Annotated in this window: 18 protein-coding genes; 7 read left to right on the top strand and 11 right to left on the bottom strand. The window is 52.1% G+C overall.

What is annotated here, in order from left to right; translation table 11 throughout:
- Positions 1-28 precede the first annotated feature (28 nt).
- The 3 genes from ABD903_RS23085 to ABD903_RS23075 all read right to left on the bottom strand — a co-directional run bounded on the left by ABD903_RS23085 (position 29) and on the right by ABD903_RS23075 (position 6,169).
- A complete protein-coding gene (locus ABD903_RS23085; protein WP_345228212.1) occupies positions 29-2,374 on the bottom strand; it encodes a peptidase domain-containing ABC transporter in 2,346 nt (781 codons plus the stop codon).
- A gap of 237 nt (positions 2,375-2,611) precedes the next feature.
- Entirely contained in the window at positions 2,612-4,018 is a 1,407-nt protein-coding gene (locus tag ABD903_RS23080; protein ID WP_345228209.1) for a TlpA family protein disulfide reductase, read from the bottom strand.
- A gap of 567 nt (positions 4,019-4,585) precedes the next feature.
- Entirely contained in the window at positions 4,586-6,169 is a 1,584-nt protein-coding gene (locus ABD903_RS23075) for a vitamin K epoxide reductase family protein (protein WP_345228207.1), read from the bottom strand.
- A gap of 465 nt (positions 6,170-6,634) precedes the next feature.
- On the opposite strand from ABD903_RS23075, the gene ABD903_RS23070 reads away from it, so the two are divergent.
- The 7 genes from ABD903_RS23070 (at position 6,635) to ABD903_RS23040 (ending at position 10,588) form a co-directional block, all read left to right on the top strand.
- Complete coding sequence (locus ABD903_RS23070; protein ID WP_345228206.1) at positions 6,635-7,027, top strand: hypothetical protein; 393 nt, start codon at positions 6,635-6,637, stop codon at positions 7,025-7,027.
- An 18-nt stretch (positions 7,028-7,045) separates the two neighbouring features.
- Entirely contained in the window at positions 7,046-7,261 is a 216-nt protein-coding gene (locus tag ABD903_RS23065) for a hypothetical protein (protein ID WP_345228204.1), read from the top strand.
- Between the two features lie 523 nt (positions 7,262-7,784).
- On the top strand, positions 7,785-8,819 hold the full coding sequence (locus ABD903_RS23060) for a hypothetical protein (protein ID WP_345228203.1): 1,035 nt from the start codon (positions 7,785-7,787) through the stop codon (positions 8,817-8,819).
- Between the two features lie 114 nt (positions 8,820-8,933).
- Entirely contained in the window at positions 8,934-9,209 is a 276-nt protein-coding gene (locus ABD903_RS23055; protein WP_345228201.1) for a hypothetical protein, read from the top strand.
- 60 nt (positions 9,210-9,269) lie between these two features.
- Entirely contained in the window at positions 9,270-9,722 is a 453-nt protein-coding gene (locus ABD903_RS23050; RefSeq protein WP_345228199.1) for a hypothetical protein, read from the top strand.
- A gap of 8 nt (positions 9,723-9,730) precedes the next feature.
- Positions 9,731-10,075, top strand: a complete 345-nt coding sequence (locus ABD903_RS23045) for a hypothetical protein (protein WP_345228198.1) — start codon at positions 9,731-9,733, stop codon at positions 10,073-10,075.
- A gap of 45 nt (positions 10,076-10,120) precedes the next feature.
- Positions 10,121-10,588: a hypothetical protein gene (locus tag ABD903_RS23040; RefSeq protein WP_345228196.1), complete on the top strand. Its 468-nt coding sequence runs from the start codon at positions 10,121-10,123 to the stop codon at positions 10,586-10,588.
- Positions 10,589-10,804: 216 nt separating this feature from the next.
- Here ABD903_RS23040 and ABD903_RS23035 read toward each other — a convergent pair whose 3' ends face one another.
- The 8 genes from ABD903_RS23035 to ABD903_RS23000 all read right to left on the bottom strand — a co-directional run bounded on the left by ABD903_RS23035 (position 10,805) and on the right by ABD903_RS23000 (position 19,880).
- On the bottom strand, positions 10,805-12,577 hold the full coding sequence (locus tag ABD903_RS23035) for a hypothetical protein (RefSeq protein WP_345228195.1): 1,773 nt from the start codon (positions 12,575-12,577) through the stop codon (positions 10,805-10,807).
- Positions 12,567-13,940: a phospholipase D-like domain-containing protein gene (locus ABD903_RS23030; protein ID WP_345228193.1), complete on the bottom strand. Its 1,374-nt coding sequence runs from the start codon at positions 13,938-13,940 to the stop codon at positions 12,567-12,569. Before ABD903_RS23030 ends, ABD903_RS23035 begins: the two co-directional genes overlap by 11 nt.
- Positions 13,941-14,115: 175 nt before the next feature.
- Positions 14,116-14,949, bottom strand: coding sequence for an agmatine deiminase family protein (locus ABD903_RS23025; protein ID WP_345228191.1), 834 nt, complete (start codon positions 14,947-14,949; stop codon positions 14,116-14,118).
- The gene (locus tag ABD903_RS23020) at positions 14,946-15,962 is read right to left on the bottom strand and encodes a hypothetical protein (protein WP_345228189.1); all 1,017 of its coding nucleotides are present in this window, start codon (positions 15,960-15,962) and stop codon (positions 14,946-14,948) included. Before ABD903_RS23020 ends, ABD903_RS23025 begins: the two co-directional genes overlap by 4 nt.
- 214 nt (positions 15,963-16,176) lie before the next feature.
- On the bottom strand, positions 16,177-17,154 hold the full coding sequence (locus ABD903_RS23015; RefSeq protein WP_345228187.1) for a nucleotidyl transferase AbiEii/AbiGii toxin family protein: 978 nt from the start codon (positions 17,152-17,154) through the stop codon (positions 16,177-16,179).
- Positions 17,151-17,897 (bottom strand): type IV toxin-antitoxin system AbiEi family antitoxin domain-containing protein, encoded by a 747-nt coding sequence (locus tag ABD903_RS23010; RefSeq protein WP_345228186.1) that lies wholly within the window; start codon positions 17,895-17,897, stop codon positions 17,151-17,153. The genes ABD903_RS23015 and ABD903_RS23010 overlap by 4 nt, the downstream gene beginning before the upstream one ends.
- A gap of 817 nt (positions 17,898-18,714) precedes the next feature.
- Entirely contained in the window at positions 18,715-19,263 is a 549-nt protein-coding gene (locus ABD903_RS23005) for a hypothetical protein (RefSeq protein ID WP_345228184.1), read from the bottom strand.
- 20 nt (positions 19,264-19,283) lie between these two features.
- Positions 19,284-19,880 carry a P63C domain-containing protein gene (locus ABD903_RS23000; RefSeq protein WP_345228183.1) on the bottom strand — a complete coding sequence of 199 codons (597 nt, stop codon included), beginning with the start codon at positions 19,878-19,880 and terminating at the stop codon, positions 19,284-19,286.
- Position 19,881: the final 1 nt, after the last annotated feature.

Genomic DNA, 19,881 nt, shown 5'->3' with positions numbered 1-19,881 from the left:
AATTGATGGCAAGGCAGTCTGAGTTACATTACGCCCCTAATTCCAATTGATTTTTTACTAATTTCCAATAAGCCCCTCGTTGGGCTACCAGTTCAGCATGCGTGCCTACTTCGGTTAGAGAACCTTTTTCTAGTACGACGATCTGGTCGGCATGGCAAACGGTGCTAAGCCGGTGGGCCACCACTACCACGGTTCGACCACAGAAAAACTCATTTAGATTTTTTATAATAACGGCTTCGTTTGTCGCGTCAAGGGCGTTCGTTGCTTCGTCGAAAAAAATAAATTGAGGGTCTTTGTACACGGCGCGCGCAATAAGAATTCGCTGCCTTTGGCCTTGGCTGATGCCAATTCCTTCTGCTCCAATCATAGTATGCAGCCCAGAAGGCAGTTCATCGACGAATTCGCGCAGGTTGGCGAGTTGCACCGCATGGTCCAACTTCTGCGCATCGATTCGATCAACTCCCACTGCAATGTTGCGGGCTATCGTATCGGAGAATACAAACCCATCTTGCATCACTACCCCGCACTGTGCCCGCCAAGCAGCATGACTAACGTTGCCAAGTGCAGTTTTTCCTAACCGTATTTCGCCTGTGGACGGTTCGTAAAACTTAAGCAACAATTTAAGCAAGGTTGTTTTGCCACTGCCGCTCATGCCTACAATGGCTGTTGTTTTGCCCACAGGAATATGCAAGTCTATACCATGCAGCACGGGCTCGTTTCCAGCCCCGGGGTAGCGAAATGAAACGTGGTGTAGGCGCAGGCCTGCAGCAGTTGGGAGTTCAAGGATAGCTCGCTCCGATGATTCTTCGTCTGCGAGGGTGTGTATCTCGTTGAGACGCTCCAAACTTATTTTAGCTTCTTGAAGCCCCTGAGATAAACCGATCAATTGGGTTACCGGACCATTTAGCTGCCCGATGATTTGTTGCATGGCCAGCATTGCCCCAAGGGTCATCTGCCCTTTGATGACCGCTTGGGCTGCTAGGCAAGTTATTAGAATATTTTTGCCGTCGTTAAGTAGGAAGACCCCAGCTTGTTGGTACTGGCCTAAATTCAAGCTCTTTAGCTGCAACCGAAACAGGCCGGCTTGTAACCGCTCCCAGGCCCAGCGGTTGTGTTTCTCGGCTCCGGCTAATTTTATTTCTTGCATTCCCTGTATCAGCTGGATCAAGGAGCTTTGACTTTTAGCGGAAAGATCAAACCGCTTGGTATCGAGCTGACGGCGATATTTTAAAAAAACGACTATCCAGCAAGCGTACAGTATATTTGATACTATATATACTCCAAAAATTGGAAGACTGTATAAGGCAACGACTGAGCTGAGTAGTATAATATTAATTATTGCGAAAGGCAACGACACAGCTTGCCCCGTTAAAAAGGCCTCAATTCGGTGGTGATCGCCGACGCGCTGCATAAGGTCTCCAAACCGTTTTGTGTCGAAAAACGACAACGGAAGGCGCATGAGCTTAATTAGAAAATCGGACAGGATGCTGATGTTAACCCGTGTACTCACATGCAGCAGAAGCCGGCTTTGGATAAACTCAACGGTTAGACGCCCAGCCATGAGCATCAATTGAGCGCCCAGAACCAAGTACACAAATGACACGTTTTGGGTATCAACTCCGATATCAATCACGGATTGAGTCAGAAACGGTATAAGTAACTGCAATCCACTGCCCACGGCTAGCCCAAGCATTATTTGCATCAGTAGTCCTTTGTACTGAAGCACATAACTTAGGACTCGTTCAAAACCGTAAGTGCTGGAATGTTCGTCCTGGTGCTCGAAAAAAGCTGGCGTAGGCTGCAACAGCAAGGCTATGCCCACACTTTGCACTGTAGAGCGTGAAGCCAGCCAGCCATCGCAAAATTCTTTGATAGTATAGGTAATCAACCCTCGGCCAGGGTCGGCAACTTGAACAGTGCCTTGAGGTATTGCATCAGGACGGGTTTCAATAGGTACATGCCTATCCTTTGCTTTAGATGGGCCGAAGACGTCGGAATCGACGTGGGAACGAATGCTTGCTTCGGTGCTTGTTAAAGCGCTACTTCCCCCGAAAATTTTACGCATCCACTTCTTGTCCCTTACGTGTATGTTGTAAACGACTACAAAGTGGTTCTGCTGCCAGTGTACAATACAGGGAAATTGGGCTTCCTGTGCTAATTTCTCGAAAGATACCTGAACACCTAGTGAACGGAACCCAATCGCTTCTGCTGCATCCGCAATCCCGAGCAGCGAAACGCCATTTTTACCAATTTGAGCTTGTTCTCGCAGCGTCTGCGCGGAAAAATGACGTCCATAGTGCTTTGCCACCATCCGCAGGCAAGTAGGACCGCAATCCATTTGGTCGAGCTGCTTATAATATGCATTTTTTTTCATTTATACTTGAGAATGACAACACTATTTCAAAGAATTAGTACTCATTAAACAGTGACTTCTATTCCAATTATGTTAACCAATAAAAATAGACACAACTAATTTTATTAGAAGAATTTATAATTTATCCAAAAAAACAAATAATTGAATTTATTTTACAATAACGGGTAGTTATATAGGCTTAGAACTTTGCTTACGTATTCAGGCAGATCGGCGTGCAACCTTCACTGCACCTTCATCCTATCTAACTATATTAAGCACCATTTTAAGTGCATTCATGTCACTTGGACGGGGAGCATCTAAGCCTACAGGAATTCCATTTTGATTGATCAAAACGTAACGCGGGATAGGCGGAGCATTTAAATACTTTGCCAAATCTGATTCTGCATTCAGTAGGTATTGTTGGGAGCCGGGCGCGTCGATTCCAGTGCTTTGCAAGGCTTTGCGCCATTTCTGCTTGTCCGCATCAACGGACAGGTAGATGAACGCAACAGGCTTATCAGCCAGCGCCTGCATCAGTTTATGCGAAGCAGGTACTTGGGCTAGGCACGGTCCACACCAACTGGCCCATAAGTCAATGTAGAGCACTTTCCCTTTATTCTTCGCAAGGATTTTCTGCCACGTCAGGGCGGCCCCCGACGGGTCTTCAAGCTGAGTATTCAGCAGTTTCGGCAGTGTCACCAGTCCTTGGTGCCGGCCAACCAAGCTATCGATGTAGGCAACGTAGGAGCGCGAGGTACATGCCGTACGGAAGCCCGTGTAGACGCCACGGTAATCGTCTAACCCGCCGTTGATGTTATCCTTCAGCAAACTAAATAGCTCATAGTCTCGTGCCGGCCCGCGCAATGAATCTAGCGCGTTTCTGTACAGGGTGGCAAACGCCATTGGAGTGCCCGTCGCGTTCCGGCTTAGGAAGTTGTTATAGCCCCGCACGACGTTACGGTAATGCTGGGACGTGTTCAGGAACTGGTTCTCCTGCACCAATGACCGCACCGGGCTCTGGTGTATCATGGTAACATACGCGGCGGGGTACTGTTTTATGGCAGGTGTGTCGTAATAAGGGTATAGCAAGGCAAATACATACTGCTGATGGATCAGCGAAAGCGCGAACGCGAAGAACGAAGGATCTAAGTAACCGAGCGCCTGGTAGTTGTGCAATATGGCCAAGCGTTTCTCCCGGTTACCCCGTAGGTTCCCCTCGTAACTGGTGTAACGCGTTGGGTTGAATTTTAGGCTGACCACATCCGGGTACCCCAACCCTAAGCCGGCTGCTTCTAGGTCGTTGAAAAAGGCGACTTGCTTTTGTTTTCGTCCAGCAAAGTGATAATACAGGTTGCTTTTGCGGTTTGCTATGACATGGATCGTGTCGCCAGGTGCCGCATACACCCGGTATTGCCGAAAATTTGCATTGAATTCCAACAGGGTCGGCTCCGTTAGGTACAGAGTAACCGGGGGCGTAGTGTTCGTGGCGCTGTCTCGCTCCATTAGGAAGCGCACCCGGTCGTTGTAATCGTTGAGGTAACTGAAGAAGATGTCGTCCCCAGACCCAATTAGCACAGTGGGTAGGGCCTTACCTTGGGCGTTGCACCAGCACGCGAGCAACACAAACATCAATGTGGAGAGACATTCTTTAGCGAGCTTTACCATGAACTTTTCTTAAAAAATTTAAATAGCTACTTTAAATTTAGACTGTGTTAAATTATGTGTATAATAATGGATTGAATAATTAATGGCAGAATACTTAAAACAAATAATAATAAATGGCGATAATTCGGGGTGCTGATTATGGAAATCAGCACCCCGAAAGAAAATCACTTTCTAACAAGTTGCATGACAACCTGTTGCGCCTACCGTTGTACACCAAGACAATACTGCTGCCTCGCAAGTCGCTTTGTTGTCGCTGGCACACCAGCCACTATTGTCGATAGCCCCAGCACCAAAGTTTGCACTGACACTGCAGTAGCGTCGTCCACCACTTTCGCCTTCGGTCGGCACATCTTCTCCGGGTGCAGGCGAAAATATATCGCCTCCCGTTACTAATCTCATTTCATCTCTCGAGAGCGCGGCACAAGCGTCCACGCCAAACATAAATGCTGTTGAACTCATGGGTAAAACTCTAAAAATTTGGGCCTCTTTTATCAGGTTACGGCTTTCCTTATCTTGGTTGAAGGAGCCAAGCAACTCCATTGTCGGCCAACAATGCTTGTATAATACTTAGAGAAAGTACTGGATGTCTTTCAGTAGGTAAGGTTTAGGGAGCTTCCGGCCATTCAGCAACACGGTGGGTGTACTCACCACCGCGATTTTTTGACACCAATCAAACTGCTTCTGTAGGCATTCGTTGCCCCCGTCGAGTCCATGTTCGACAGGATAAAGCCGGGCCCATGCTTTGTATTCTTTTGGCTTATCGATATACCAATTATGCAGAGCTGCCCGCACTAGCTGCTGGTTATGTATATTCAAAGACATTAAATGCGAAGCGACTTGTGCTCTTTGATCATGCGGATTGCTGGGCACTGCAAATAGAATTTGTACTTGAAAATCGTCGCGACGTGTTAGCCAGTGTTCAAGCAACTGATGAGTTTGCGCACAAGGAGAACAGCTAGGATTAGAGACGACCGTAATAATATTTTTAGCCTTTGGGTTACCAAAATGAATGGCTTGGGTATTTGGAAGTAACTCGTGGCAAGGCTGTTCGGCCAAGGTTTTATTAAATAATTGCCGATTTTGCTTAAACACCTGCAGTTGTTGCTGTAATTCTGTTGTTTGTTGCGCCTGTTGAATGTATGGTTTGATGAATAACCACCCTGCAAAAGGAGTGAGCATGCACCCTATTAAAGTAGCCATATCTGCAAAAGATGGCAGAGCAAATGAACTGGTGAGGTACGAAGACAATAGTAGGAACTCAATCCACAACAAAGCTTGAACCGCACTACATAAGATGCACCATTGTCGCGCAACGCGAGCCTGATAGTACAGCGAGTAAGCCGTAAAAGGCAAACAAAGCATAGAAATCAAAGCTAACAGATACAGAATGTTTGCTGAGTTACTCAGGGTAATCAGTGCTAACCAACTGCCAACGAAGTATAAGAAACCCACTTCAGCCCAACTTACTTCTTCAGTGAGCTTGGCCTCTTTCGATTGGAGTATGCTATTACAATTGCTAGTTTTTTTTCCGTCACATAAACGCTGCAGGAGCGAATTACTGGCTCCCACACTTTGAATCAGCAGTAGGACTGTTAAGGCTAATCCCAGGCTTTTGGCAACAAACAGGTTTATGATCCGCCAATCGGTGTTCACTCGATAACTTAAATTTACAAAGATTATTATAATCAGCAATGCACAAATACCTGTAATTATTGGATGTCGTAAATTTTCTATTAACTCCTTCCTTTTATTCAAACTATAATCTAGCTCTCCAATTGCTCTTTTATTATCTATTACTAATATATTTCCTGTAAAAATTTTTTTAAAGTCACTTAAATAGAACTCATACTTCCGCTTTAAGCCATGATTACATGTAATTTTTTTACCGTCTATCTTCTTTATTAAAAGAAAATCAGCGCCTTTGATTAGAGTATGGGCAATAAAAGGAGCAGGAATATCCCTTAATTGCTCAACACTTACTTTGTACGCATTATTTGTCGCGCCCCAAGTATGCAACACATCACTGATAGCCAATAAACTGGGATGGTCTGGATGCTTACCTAATTCCTCGAAAATGCCGCGTTTTGTCACGGGAATTCCCAGCTGTTTAACCAACGTAACAAGGCATTCGGATGAGCTGTCCGCGTTCATATATCAGTGTAAAGTTGGGCCGGCAATTCAAAAAACACAGGACACAACTGTGCAACTGGTTTTAACCAGCCTTCTATGAATTACAAGTAATCGTAAGTGGCCTTAACAGTTGTCCCAATTAACTTGGAGGGCTGTTATAATACAAGCTTTGTTCCACGCAGGGTTGCACATCCCTGTAAAAGCACAAACTAGCGTGAACTCGGTTTTAAACTACGCGGTAAGCTGGATAACCTATTTGTGGCCCACATGCGTGTGATTGGACCGCCGCTAACATACTGTTTATTTTGTCAGGCTAAAACTTTTAGAGAAAAAAATTACGAGGAAAAATCGACGGACAGGTTAATCAACGGGTGGAATCTTGTTCAGTGAGCCATATGGTGCCCATAATCTGCTCCTGACAATCGGGCGCCCCAGCGGGCCCGCTCGTTTAACCTTTGTACCAAACTTTTAACCAAGGCCGAACTGGTGGCCCCGCCAATACAGCGGCAGCCCGCGGCTTCGGCGGCAAGGAGCACCGGCCAGCCGGCTCCCGTAGCCATCAGAACGCACGCCGAGGCCCAGCCCGTATTTGCCGCTGCCGCCCGCGAGGTGGCCAAGGTGCTGGATGCCCATGGCCAGGCCGCCGCCGGGGCCAGCCTGCGCGAGGTAGCGAAGGACGTGGCGCGTAACCCAGTAATTGTCGGACCCAACGCGGAGAGTTTCCGTCGGTCACTCGACGCGGCCGAGAAGATGCCGGGGCTTGGCAGCAGCAAGCACTTGGATGAATTGCGTGGCTCAGCCAAGGTGCTGGCCACTGCCCCGGTGCAGGAGCGTAGTAGCCCCAGTGCCGGCCGTAGCAGCGGTGGTATCGAACGCTAAGCCTCGTACTTTGCTGCTATGCAGGACGACGAACTACGCTTTCTGGAAGAGCAGCTGGCCGGCACCGAGCTACTGGCTTGCGTGACGTGCGGAGAGGATACGCTGCACGCCCATTTGGAAGTGCTGGAAGTTTACCCTGTAGGAACGGAGCTGCTGATGCAATGCACCCGCTGCCAAACCGAACGGAAGTGGATGGACTGGACGCCGACCAAGCCGAAAGGCCAGGAGAATTAAGTGAGGCAGAGGAAATATGGCATTTATGTCGTAAATTCTTGGTGAACCCTTTCACTCTGTTCCCATGTCAACCGCATACTACCCGCTTTTACACCTACTCGACGAACACGTTCCCGTTACTTTCACCCTAAATATTTTCGGCAATCATTGCCATATATTCAGGGGGCAAACCGAGCTTGGCCATGTAAGTCTCTCTGACGAAGATGTGCGCCGTATCAAAGCTCACACGTGGGGAGGCACACATCCCTTCACCCCCAGAATTCCTATTGAACGTCTTATTAGCATCCTAGCCCCAGCTACGTCTTAGCCTAGTAGAAGCCCTCCCTGTAGCACAAAACTATTAAAAGCCTTTTCGGTCACGCGGCCGGAAAGGCTTTTGAGTTTTTGCGTGGCAATCAAAGACACCAGAAGACAATAAGATATTGCACAAAGTACTATTAAAATTTGTATAAAATGCAACTAAGGGAAGAGGGCGAATGTTGACCATTTAGAATCAACAACCACCCCAAATACCCTTTAGAGCATGGAAAACACTCATCTTGCCAGCTACCAGTTTGAAGTTCTCCGCCAGTACGGGGACAGCTTCCCGGCGGCGCTGTTCGCTACCATAGCTGAGGCAGCAGCTTATTGCCGCGCAGAGTTGAGCGGCTACCTCAACCGTACCGACGATAGGGCCGAAGCGGCTTCAGTGGCGGCAGGCCAGCAGGTGCGGTTTCGTGGCCCACAGGGTCTGCGCTGGGTGAAAGGTCTGACCTACCCGGTGCCAGCCGGAACCGCGCCAGCGCGCTTTAATCCCGGGCAGACCGTGCGCCTTTTTGGGGTAGAGCAGCCGCTGACGGTATCGGCCCGCGACTTTGTGCAGGGAGCTTGGCACTACCAGTTCAAGGATGATTCCGGGCCAGTGGCGGAGGCATTGCTGTTTGGGGTGGACGACGAGCCTACCCCACCAGCGGCAGCAGCCATGGCGGCTGAACCGCTTTTATTCAGCCTGCACAGCAGCCAGATATTGGCCGGCGACGAACAGGAGCAGCCGTTCTGGAAGCCCTTACCGCCGCGCCTGTTTGTGCAGGTCCAGGCCGGGCAGCTTGACCAATCGTGCATCGTGGCGCTGTGTGGTACTACCGGCAAACGGTTTCTAACCCATGCCTACGAGCACGGCTCTTTTCAGCTTGCGGACGGGCAGCGGCTGGCCAGCGTAAAGGCCTTGGGCGACTACTTCGCCCGCCAGCACCGCGCCATGCTCCCGGCCGAGGGGGCGGCCATGCTGCTGGGAGTCGACGGCAGTATCCAGGAAGTGCGACCCGTGAAGGGCCGGACGTTCAAGCTGGCGCAGCTGTATGCGGCCTTGGAATGCGACTACATCGACGTGCACCATCCCCAGCACGGGGCTTACCAGGACTGGATTCTGGTCTTTGACGACGAGGGCAAATTCAAGGAGCGCCCCATTAACCCGCTGGCCACGGCTCTGTGGTACGAAACCTATCCGCTTGACCAGTACTCCCCCGTGGATGTGGTGGCCGGCCCGGTACTACTCATGCGGTCTGAGATGATGAGGTAATGCCCGCAGCATCCCGGTTGGCCAGTGGCCGGCCGGGATGTTTTGCAAATAGGCCCTTTCCACTGGCTTCGCAGTAAGTGCAATTATACTTTGTATATTGTGCATAGAATAGCTATGACTGTTTCCGTTCCTATCGACCACTTCACTGCTGACCCGCTACCGTTGGAAAAAGCCAGGGCCTGGCTGGCGCTCGTTCTCAACCACCCGGCTTTTTCTGCCGAGCGCCGGCAGAAGGCGGACCAGTTGATGGCCGCCACGTCGGATGCCCGGCAGGTCTGCCGGTGGGCCGCGCTGGCGCTAGCGGAAAGTGAGCGGTGGGAGGATGCGATGCTGCTCCGTGAGGAAGCGTCGCAGGGCGGCCGTTCAAGTTTCCCGCGCTGCTGCCACTAACGGCGCGTCTGTACGTAAGCCGGACCTAGTACTTGAGTTACCATTCCTGACCCCTTGCTATTGGAAAGCCTGCTTCGCATCCCCGGTATTCAACAAGCCGAGCCCTTCTATTTCTTGGATGACCAAGCCCAGTCCGCCCGGAGTGAAGTGCTGGTTCATCCGGCCCACGGGTGGGCCATTGCCCTTGACCTGCCCCAATTCTTCTGGGACCGTATTGGGTTAGGCGTCGTGGACCTAGCCGGCAAGCTCTGTGAGCAGTACGCCATTGCTCCGCCGGCGCTGGTAATGCTGGTGCGCTACGCTGCCCCGTATGACGCCCGTTACTACCTGCTGCGATTCGTGCACGGCGACGAGAGCATATTCGGAGGGTTCACCTTTATCGGCCCCATGCGCGAGCTACTCGAACCGGAGCAGGTAGAAGAGTTGCTAACTCAGGTGCGGGCCGGCGAGCCGCCCCAACGCTCATTCCGCGCCATAAAAAATCCTTTGCTCCCCCTTGCCAGCAGAAAGTAGCCTTACCCATGACACGTCACCTCATCTCCATCCAGGCGCAGGCTACCACCGTCACGGCCAGCACCCTCGCCGAGCTGCTGCAGCAGACCGGTACCAAGATTATGCAACTCACGGAGGGCTTGGATATCAACCACCGCACGGCCCAGCGCCGAATCAAGGAACCCGAGACCCTGACCATAAGGGAGCTGCTGGCGCTGGCTGCGCTGCTAAGAGTGCCCGAGCAGCAGCTTATTGACCTCATCCGTGACGAGTATCAGAACCGGCCGGCGGAGCCGAGTGCGGACGCAAGCGAGGAACCCCCACAATCTACTGTAGCAAAGAAAAAGCCATCCAAAAAAGCGCCAAAGTCCTGATTCAGCCAGTCGCAGAAACAAGCTATGCCAAGCTACGAGCCATCCGTGATTACACTTCCCGCCAGTGAAACGGCGCATTTAATCGAAAGGCAGCTTATCCACTCCAGGCCAGCCAAGGAAAGCCTGCTTAGCCGCGACCGATACTACTGCTTTCGGGCGGGTAACAGCGAAATGCAGAGAATCTATAGCATTGTGCACGTTTTATATAACGTGGACCCGGTACTCACGCTACAGCAACTCAATCAAGTTGTCTTTCCCAACTCATTTGGGCTGGCTGAAGACCAAGCTATCCGCCTGAGAAACTATCTAAATGGGATAGAGAACGGTATCCGGGCTGAGCGGATTAAGCCTTACACGTACCACGAGCCGCAGGTATTCTATTTCCTGGCTACCGAGGAAGACGATACGCTGCCCCCGCATACGCGCCCGGCAAAGCCAACCATAGGACCAATAAACTATACCCGAGATGAGTTAAAGACAGGGGGCATCCTGCCTGCTAAAAATGGCATTTAGAGAGTCTAGTTGGCTTTTTTTCACAAGCCAACCATATAGGCCTAGTAAAGACCATTAAAAGCGCAAATTGTTATTATTTAGATAGTTAATCGGTGGCGTTGGTGCGCAAAAGTACCGGTCTCTTTCATGAGATAATGAAGCCGCGTCAGCTACCGCCAGTTCAAAAGAAAATACATGCAAGCCATCTACTTTCTTGTTTGACAGTTCCTGCTCTGACTATTGAAGACGGTATAAGAATTTAGGAGTTTGGTCGGCAAAACGTTTCAACTGTTGCTGCCTGACTTCACTGTTCCGCGCTGAATACGATAATATACTGTCGGCTTCAGCGCCAGCCGCATCGCCTAGCGCGGCTTTTACCTGACTACGCCGGTAATAAAACCGGTCATCATCATATCTGAATCTGTCAGCAAGTGCGTTCAAATCACTTAAGCTATCCGCTAGGTTTGATAGTAAGAAATTAGCTTCAGCCCGGTGATAAAGTAATTCTGTGCCTAAGCCTCTCATGTATACACCTTGGCGCACATTGTGAGAGCGGTTGAAATCCTCAACAGCACCCGTATAATCAGCTTTATTCATCCTGACCAGCCCACGATAAAATAAAGCTTGGTATAGAGGTCCTAACCGGCTGATTTCTTGTAATTCATGAATCTCTAGCTTGTATTCCTCCCTATTTCTAGTAGGAGCAACATTATATATGTGCAGATAGTGGTCCACCACCTGTGTTAGAAGCAGTATTGCTTTATCAAAATTCAAGTTAAACCAAGCTTCTATTCTAGCAATATTTGTTTTAACATTCACATTTTCAGGCTCAATTGTTAATACTTTATAGTAATCTGTCAATGCAAGCTGATAGCTACGGATAAGTAGAGGCCGGCTGTCATCGAAGTAGTATGGCGGAATACTTGATGTATAATCTCTGTCAATTATCCGCTTATTATACCATTTGTCTCCTATCTGTTCACCCATGATATTTACAACATTCCAGTCCCTGTTGTGCTGCGAAAACACGGCGTCCCCTCTGGATTCAAGATAGTAAGCCTGTTGTTCATAGCGGGGTTCAAGCTGTGCTGCTGCGTACAGCCAACTATATGCATTAGCAGAATCAAGTGCCCCAATCCAATTTGGGTGAATAGAACCTAAATGGTAGTGTGCGATGGGGTCTTTGGGGTTAAAGCGCAGTACGTCCTGCCAAGCTGTCCTACGGTCCTGGAAGTCTGTGACGTGTCCAAGCGCATAATAGAACAACTTATATTTATCTCGGAGCAAGTCAAGAAGCGGACTGATGCGTTTTGTTTGTGCCAGCAGCTTGTGCCCGGTGTTAATCAGTCTGACACAGATTTTATGACATAAGTGATAAGCATCCACGCGGTGTTCCTCATACTCCTTGTAACCGGATAGCTTATCAGCCAACGCGTACGATAGGGCAGTGACAGTCAGTTGCTCAAGCGACAACTGCGTAAATTGACATACCTGCTTTAAAGTGCAGGCATCCACGAAGTGCCAAGTGTTTGGGGTCTGCCACGGAGGTATCCACAGCCTGCTTGATTTGCTATTACTGTGAATAACGGCCATCTGCTCGCGCACATCATCATTAAAAACACGCTCTAATTCTGCCAGTAGTGCATCGTGCAACAGCAGCCACTCCGCATTTGAGAGCAGTTCTTCAAAACGTCGGTTGTCCTCAATGTCCTTTGTTAGCCAAGCCATTAACAAGCTAGCCTGCAAATCCTCAGCGGGGCCGGTGTGAGCGGCCACGTAGGTTGTCATTAGCCACGCCTTCCAATGCTTTTTTTCTAACAGGCAGGCCTGTCGAAAACAGTGCCGCGCACCTGGCCAGTCGAAAGTTTCCTTGTAGCCTACACCACGCTGATACCAGTAGTCAACCGAAGCTTCCAGTTGTAGAGTTTGCAGCGTCAGCAATTTATTCTCAACCGAACTTAGGACTGCGTCGGCTCCGCTCCGGATAGGTAGGTTTTGCTTAGTTGACATAAGACTCCCAGCGTGCTAGTTCTTGGGCAAGTTGTTCGGCTAATTCTTGAAAATGCTGCTCCCAATTAGTAATGCTACAGACCTGTTGATATACTTCGCTCTGCACAGTGCTTTCCAAGTGCTGGACTGCCGCTGCCAATTGCTCAGCCAACCGGTCACGTCGCAACCGCAAATATTCCAGGGAATCAGTGCTATCGGTACTGGGCCGGAATATGCCGTTGGCTAGTTGAGCTGCGTAAATTGCTAACTGCTCCAAGTCTTGCCGCTCATAGCTTTCTTGCACCCGCTGAAAAAGCAGTGTAGCCTCAGCCTGCTGTGCTTCCGGAACTTTATCAGGGTGACAGAGCAATACACAGCGCCTATGCAGCTTTTTGAGTTGCTCCAAGCCTAAAGCGTCAAGTTCTTGAAACGGTCGTTGTGCCTCGGCCTGTCGCTCTTGCTTAAAGTCCTCGTAACGTCGCTTCGACTCGGCGTATTCTCGTTCGGAAAATGGGCTCTCCTGCCGATGTCGCCGCGCATATTCTTGTTTAAGGCGCAGGATTTCCTCACTGATACTTCCCAGTTTAATGGTGAAAGTATGGTTGTACTGTCTAAGCCTGTGCTCAGCATCAGCAATTTCTGTTTCAACTGCTACCAACCGGTACTCAAAGTCTCTAATCTCAAGCTTCAGGGCTGCTATCAGCGGGTCTTCATAGCGCACAACTTGTGACTGCACGCGAATAAACTCATGTACCAAGGTCAAGGCAGCGGCAAACTCATTTGCCATTAGGTGCCTATGTAGCTGTTCAGCTAATGGGTCCGACCACTCAGCTGACAGCCGGAGCGTCTGACGCAATGCGTCTTCCTGTTCCTGCAGTTGTACAAGGTTTCCAATAACCTGCATGCGCCGCACTACTTTGCCTAAGTCAAATGCTAATGCAACCGATGGCTGATTTTCGGAGCCTGTAATGCGCTTGAATTCACTTAAGTAGCGAAAGGCGAGGTCGTAGTCTCCCGCTGTAACCACGATATTCTCATAATTATCGGTAGCTGCACGGTATGTCCAGTTATAAGACCCAGTAATTACATCTCGGCTGTCAATAACACAGAATTTATTGTGCATCAGGTTTCCCTCTATCCAATAGAAGCATCCCCCACAGGCTTTCAACGGCCCAAAATCAAGACGTTGATTAATAGCGTCCCGCGCAACAGCCAGGCCCACTTGTACACCTTCTTGCTGCTTTGCCTCTAGAGCAGCTAGTAGTTCCCGGTCAGTAAACCACGCCACAGCAGCATAGATAGTGTGCTTGGCTGAGTTGATTTCTGCTAAAATCTTGGCCTTTATCTCAGAAAAAAAAGCTTCAGTGGTAATGATAGAACTCATAAATGATAGAACTTATGCCAGAGGCAACTCAATAGAGAATCTTCGCTTGCTTAATAGAAAATTACCGCAACGCGTAAATCTAAGTCGTTTTCTTTTCCAGTTAGCACCATGCCCATGATGAGACCGATTGAGCATTCCCGTCTCGCCAAATGCGACTTTGAATGTAGAATAGTCCTCAATTCGTCTCCCACGTCACGCAGTGAAATACGCCGCCTTGCCTAGCCACTGCCCTACCATCGAGTGGGATTATGCCAAAGTCGGGGTAGAGTTCCTGTAAGCGGCGCATGACTAGCTCATCCTCTGCTTGGTGGTAGACAGGAATAATCAACGTCTTTCCTACACTCAGATAGTTGATGTATTCGCCCACTGCCGATGTGTAATCCCTATTCTGGTAGGGGTTGTAGGGTAAGGGTACACAGTCGAAGCCAGCGCGTCGTAGGGCCTTCAGCAGTCGTTGCCAGATGACGGGCTCGTGCCGGCGGTAGTCATTTACCAGGGCCGTTCGCTCATCGAGCAGCTGCACTAACCCGTCAGCATGCCCGGTGAAGTCGTCGGGGTGAGCCGGTATCAAGTCAATCCGGTCTACTTCCAAGGCATCGGCCAGCATGCGCAACAACTGAGAGCGAGGCACCGTGGGATTTTCGCGCAGCACCTTATCAGACATAAGTACCCGGCCGAACCGGCTGACCACGTTGCCACCGTCGACTATAAGCGGGCTGCGCCGGAGCGGCAGGCCCAACTGGTTTGCTACTGCAGCGCCGTCGGTGATGGTCGTATGCCACCGCTCAGGGCGCAAGTAGTCTGGGAAGTAGCGAAACTGCATCAGGTGGCCGCGGGCGGTAAGCACGGGCATAAAATCTCGAGCCCAGATATCCCGGGTTTCAGGCAGGGTAGCGACTGTCGTCCCACTTTTAAGCAGCGCATCAGTGAGGGACGTCGCAGTGGCGGGGTGCCGCTGGACGAGGGTATCGGCCAAGTAGAAGCGGGCAACCGAGTTGGCCGCAATCATAGCCAGCTTGGCTTATAGCCCAGGATGCGACGCACCGTGTCAGCATCCATACGCTGCTGCTTGCAGATGCTTTCCTTGTTCTTGAGGCGAGATAAGTAGCCTTCATCGGCCAGAAAGCGGTAAGGCCGCGTCACGTAGGGAAGCACTGTGTCTTCTTCGTCAGGCCGAAAGGTTAGCCCTACGCGGGCCGTGCGCCAGGCCGCAGGCGGTGCTTCCGTCGGGGTAGGATTCTCCTCCAGGGAAAGGTACGTCGCGCCGTTCAGCGCGCTGCCCCAGCTGGCTACCAGCGCTCTGGTCAGGAGCTGCGGGCCCATGATATAGGGGTAGGACGGCGTTACCTCGTCGGTAGGGGCAGTGCTCAGCAATTGAAGCCCCCGCAGCAGAATGCCACCAAAGCTGTTGCTGTCTCGGTCGCCAAACGTAAGGTCTAGACTGGTAGCCTTGTTGAAATACCAGTGCAAAGGCTTTAGCTGTTCCGCGTCTCTGTGTACGTAGGGGTCGGGGTGGTTTCGGCTGTGATAGTAAAACTCCAGCTCCGTGATGCGGAATATTTTGGTTTCTGTCCGCACCACCAGGTGATGCTGAAGCGTGGCGGCTATCTCCGTGAAGAAGTAGTCAATGTCTTCGGGCTGAGCCTCGTGAATCTGCTGCGTCAGGTACTTAAGCCAATCCTTCGGCCGGCTGTAGTTGCGGCGGTCGGCGGCCAATAGGTACTTGCTGAATTCAGCGGCAAATGGCACCCGCTGCTCAATGAGGTAGCGAGTTTGCGGTAGCCGTCCTGCCAGCGCAGTGTGATAGTAGTGGCAGATGAAGCCTCCCAGTTCAGGTGACCCCGCTACGCGTAGGCCTTCTAGCAGCTCGGGCAACGAGGCTTGGTCCGTGAGCCAGCACTCGTCATACAGAAAGTAGGTATAAGTCGATGAAGGCAAATCAGCCTCGGTGATGACACGGCTGGCCGGTAGATGGGCCGCTTTGCCGGCTTTTAAAGTCTCGATTTGATGGGAAGAGAGCATGCGTAACACTGGGCTGAATTGTAATAGATGCCACAACATTACAGCGCGAATACATCCGCTCCTAGCGAATTGCGAGCATTTTAAAAACGAGTTAAGTATCTGTTTTAGTAGCAATTATAAAATTTATTATTGCTGTAATAGCAATAATAAAAACTGCCGCTTTTGCTCGCGCCAACTCTTTGGAAATAGTTGGCGCATCCTTTCAATTCTGTGCTTAGAGTTGGTCAAACACCGTGAGGCGTGCCGCAATGTGGCGCATGGTGTGCATCACCTCCTCAAAGTTGGGCGCGGGCCGGTGCAACAGCTCCGGCAGCTCGCGCTCGTAGGCGCGGCGGGCCAACTGGAGGTTTACCGCTTCCTGCGCATAGGCCCAGCAATCGCTCAGCGGCCGACCTTTCCACTCGTGGGTGGGGCCCTTCACGCCAGCTGTTACGTCGTCGGCCTGCACGGCGCGCAGTAGCGCAAACAGGTCTTCACCCGGCAGCAGCGCCTGCACGTCGGGGTGGCCGGCGAGCTGGTGCAGGTCATAAAGATGCCGCACCTTGCTGCTCACGTCCACGGCCGGGTCCGGCTCGTACGAGGCCCGCACTAGGGCCATGATTTTCTCGGCGAACGTGCGCCCTAGGCTGAGCACGTTGAACGCAAACGGCCTCAGCCCGAACTCGTCCAGTTCCGCTTCCAGGCCCCGCGCCGCGAATACGTCAGCGATGTAGGAATTGAGGGGTAGCTGCACCACCGGATGCGGCTCGCCGAAGGCCGTTATTTCCAGCAGAATATCTTCCCCGGCCACCGTGGAGATGTGCGGGAACGTGCGGGGGTATCGGTGGTATACCCGCCGAATTTGCCCCAGCTTGTTGTTGCCCGGCACCTCGGGCAACTCCTCGGCGGTTCCGGCCGCTACCGCCGCATGGTGCACCTGTCGAATAAGGGCCTTCACGGCCGCCCCGGTGCGGCCGCCCAGCAACACGGCCAGGTCCACGTCTTCCGAGAACCGTTCGATGAGGTGGTACGCTTTCGACAGCGACGTGCCGCCTTTGAATACAACTTCCCCGGCCACAGGCGACTCGGCCAAGTTGCGCAGCACCCAGGTTACCCAATAGTCCTTTTCCACCAGAGCCTGGCTCAGCCCGGTTTCGGTGGCCGTCAGAAGAATGGCCTCCCGAAATACGTCGGGCTGGCGGTGCAGGGTCATAGGATTCGCCACAGGTCGCGGTTGGGTAAGTCGGCCGCGGACAAGCCGAGGCGGTAAACGGTTAAGGGATTCAGGCTGGCGCGCAGTGCGGGGATGAGGGCTTTCTCGCCGATGTCTTCCAACAGGGCCCCGAGCAAGGCGCGGGTAGCGGGGTTGTAGGACAGGGCCAGGGTGGCCAGGCGGCGCTTGTCGGCCGCAGGCAAGCGCCGCACCTTCTCCCGTAGCTGGATAATCAATTTAGCCGGCCTGGCGTCGGGCACGCGCTTGATGCGGCGCAGGGCATCGAGCAGCTGCCGCAATTCCACCTCTTCCGGGCGCGTAGCCCCGGCGTTGCGCACGTAGCGCACCCGCACCGTGCCGATTTGCTTGGCCGGCTTGGGTCGGGGCGTGGCTATTTCGATTTCCCGCGGCACCTGAGTCGTGAGCCCGAGCCGGTTAAAGATGGCCGCGCCGGTGGGGTATTCCAGCCCCCCGGTCGCCGCCGGCTGCAACAAGGATTCCAGTACCTGCTGCTCGCTGGGCGGCACCGGCCCAAAGCGGCCGGTGGGCGCGACCCGGTAGCGGCCCTTGGCCACGCGCTGAACCTGCCCCGTGCGCGTCAGGCGGTTCAACGCCGAGGCCACGGCCGGCGCGCTCAACCCCAGCTGCTCGAAATCCGCGAAGCGCACAATCTGCCCCGGTGTCAGCTGCTGCAAACGCCGCAGCAAGCGCTGCTGGGTAGGAGAGATGCGGGAACGGCTCATGAGGAGTAAACGAAAAGTGAAGATACATCATCACCCGAAACGCAAAGTTTTTTTGATTAAAAACTTTGCGTTTATCTTCATAAACGGCTGTCTACAAATGAAAATCATAACTAGCTTATTTTGGATTGCATCTTGGTTGAGGAATCGAAGGCGAGGTTATGAACGGATGAGACAAGGTGGCTGTAGATGCCGGTGCCGCGAGGTAATTTTACCCGGTACTTTAAAGGCTCCTCCACATTTACTTTTTCCGGTACGCCCAATGCAATTACCAGCCCCGCTCATCCTAGAAGATTGGGAAGATTACCTTACCGGGCTGCACCCAGAGCCAAGACCGACGCTACCCTTTAGATTGGTCGTAGAGGTCGAAAGCTGGCCGCACGAGGCGGCAGACCTGTTTCAGCGGGCAAGCCCTGCCCGTCCCTATCCCCACAGCACCGGCGCCAACCCGGACGAACGCACGCGGATGAGATGGGCACTAAATGGCATGAGGAGTTATCTGACCGAGAAGCTGGAGGCCTTGGTTCAACGCTATTACGCAGTTAGCGGGCACCTTCCACTGCCAAGCGACGAGTTTATCGTCACGGCTGGTGCGGAAGAGGATAGAAGGTGGGCCGGGATTTATGCTGTCAAAAAGCGCTTAACAGAGTACAGGGCTGATAATACGGTCCTGGTAAGGCTAATTGTGGCCGAGTTGGAATGGGAGGAAGGGGTGACGGGCTTCTCGCATAGTTCTACCTAAGTCCACGCCCTGAAAGCGACACCAGACACAGGGTAAGGCTTGTGTCTCTTCATTCTCTTCTAAGGGTATTGCTAGGATTTATTTACGGCTGGGTAGCGGCGCTGCTTGCTTGGGCTGTAACTGCTGCATCTGCGCCTCGAGCTTCTGCAGGCGGGCATTTACCTCATTAGAGCCGGCATTCGCTTGGTAGGCGATGTAGGTGGCTATCATCGTAACGGCCAAGCTGAAGCCCGCGACCCAGGCACTAATCTTTGCGATTCGGGTGCTGCCTATGGTAGCGGCAACGCCTTGCCGGTTTAGTTCAAGCTGCTCGTCTTCCCGCTGGCGTTGCTGCTGCTGTTGGGCCGCTTGTTGCTGGACATAGGCCCAGTAGCCGCCCGGGCTCTGGGCGATGCTTTGCCCTTTCGTGGTCAGTTCGGAAAGACGATTTTGATTCGGGCCGTCCGCATTTCGGACCAGGCCTTCCGCCTGCATGACGTCTCGCAGAAACCGGCCGTCCTCTTTCGAAATGCCGAGTTCTTTGTTGCCGTCATAGAGGAAAATAATGCCGGGATTCCCGTTGATGCCGACCAGCATCTGGGCTAGGATGTCGTGGATGACCTTTCGTTGGGCAGGCGTAACAATCATAACCAGAAGAGTAAAGCAGCCTAATCGACGGGGTTGTCGAACAGGAACGTCTGCCAGGATTTACCGCACTTGCGGGCAAATGCGCTCTCGAAATGCGCCCAGCTGCCGCATTGCTTCATCAGGTCGATGGCTTCTTGGATAAACTCCTTGAGCAGCGAGGAGCCCTCTGCCGTCAGGAGTTGGAAGTACTTATGCAACAAGTCGCCGCTCAACGTGCGCGGGTTCCTGGACCGCAGCTCGTCGACCATGCCCGTCGGGAAGCGGTCGTAGATGAGCTTGATGGTCCAGGCGCCCACGATTCCTGGTCGTTTGCGCAGGTTCTCGGGGTCCGTGGACCAGCCGTGCAAGCGGTAAATTTGCTCGTAAAACTCCATCGGAAAGGTGACGACATAGGGCTGCAATTCGCCGATGTAGCGGGCCAGCCGTGGGTTGTTAAGCTTGAACTCGGCTAGGAACCGCTTTTCATTCTCTTTGTCCAGGGTCTCGTCCAGCCCCGCGCTTTCCACCAGCGCGGCCGCGGCGGCATACATTTCGTTTAGCTCCTCCTCACGGCTAATCGTGGGCCGCGTGGTTTCTTGGAGTTGGGTCGTGGGGGCTAGTTGTTTTTGCTTGGCCATG

Source organism: Hymenobacter koreensis (assembly GCF_039541855.1).
GTDB lineage: Bacteria > Bacteroidota > Bacteroidia > Cytophagales > Hymenobacteraceae > Solirubrum > Solirubrum koreensis.
Note: the sequence above shows the minus strand (reverse complement) of the source record. Positions and strands in the feature narration are given on the sequence as shown.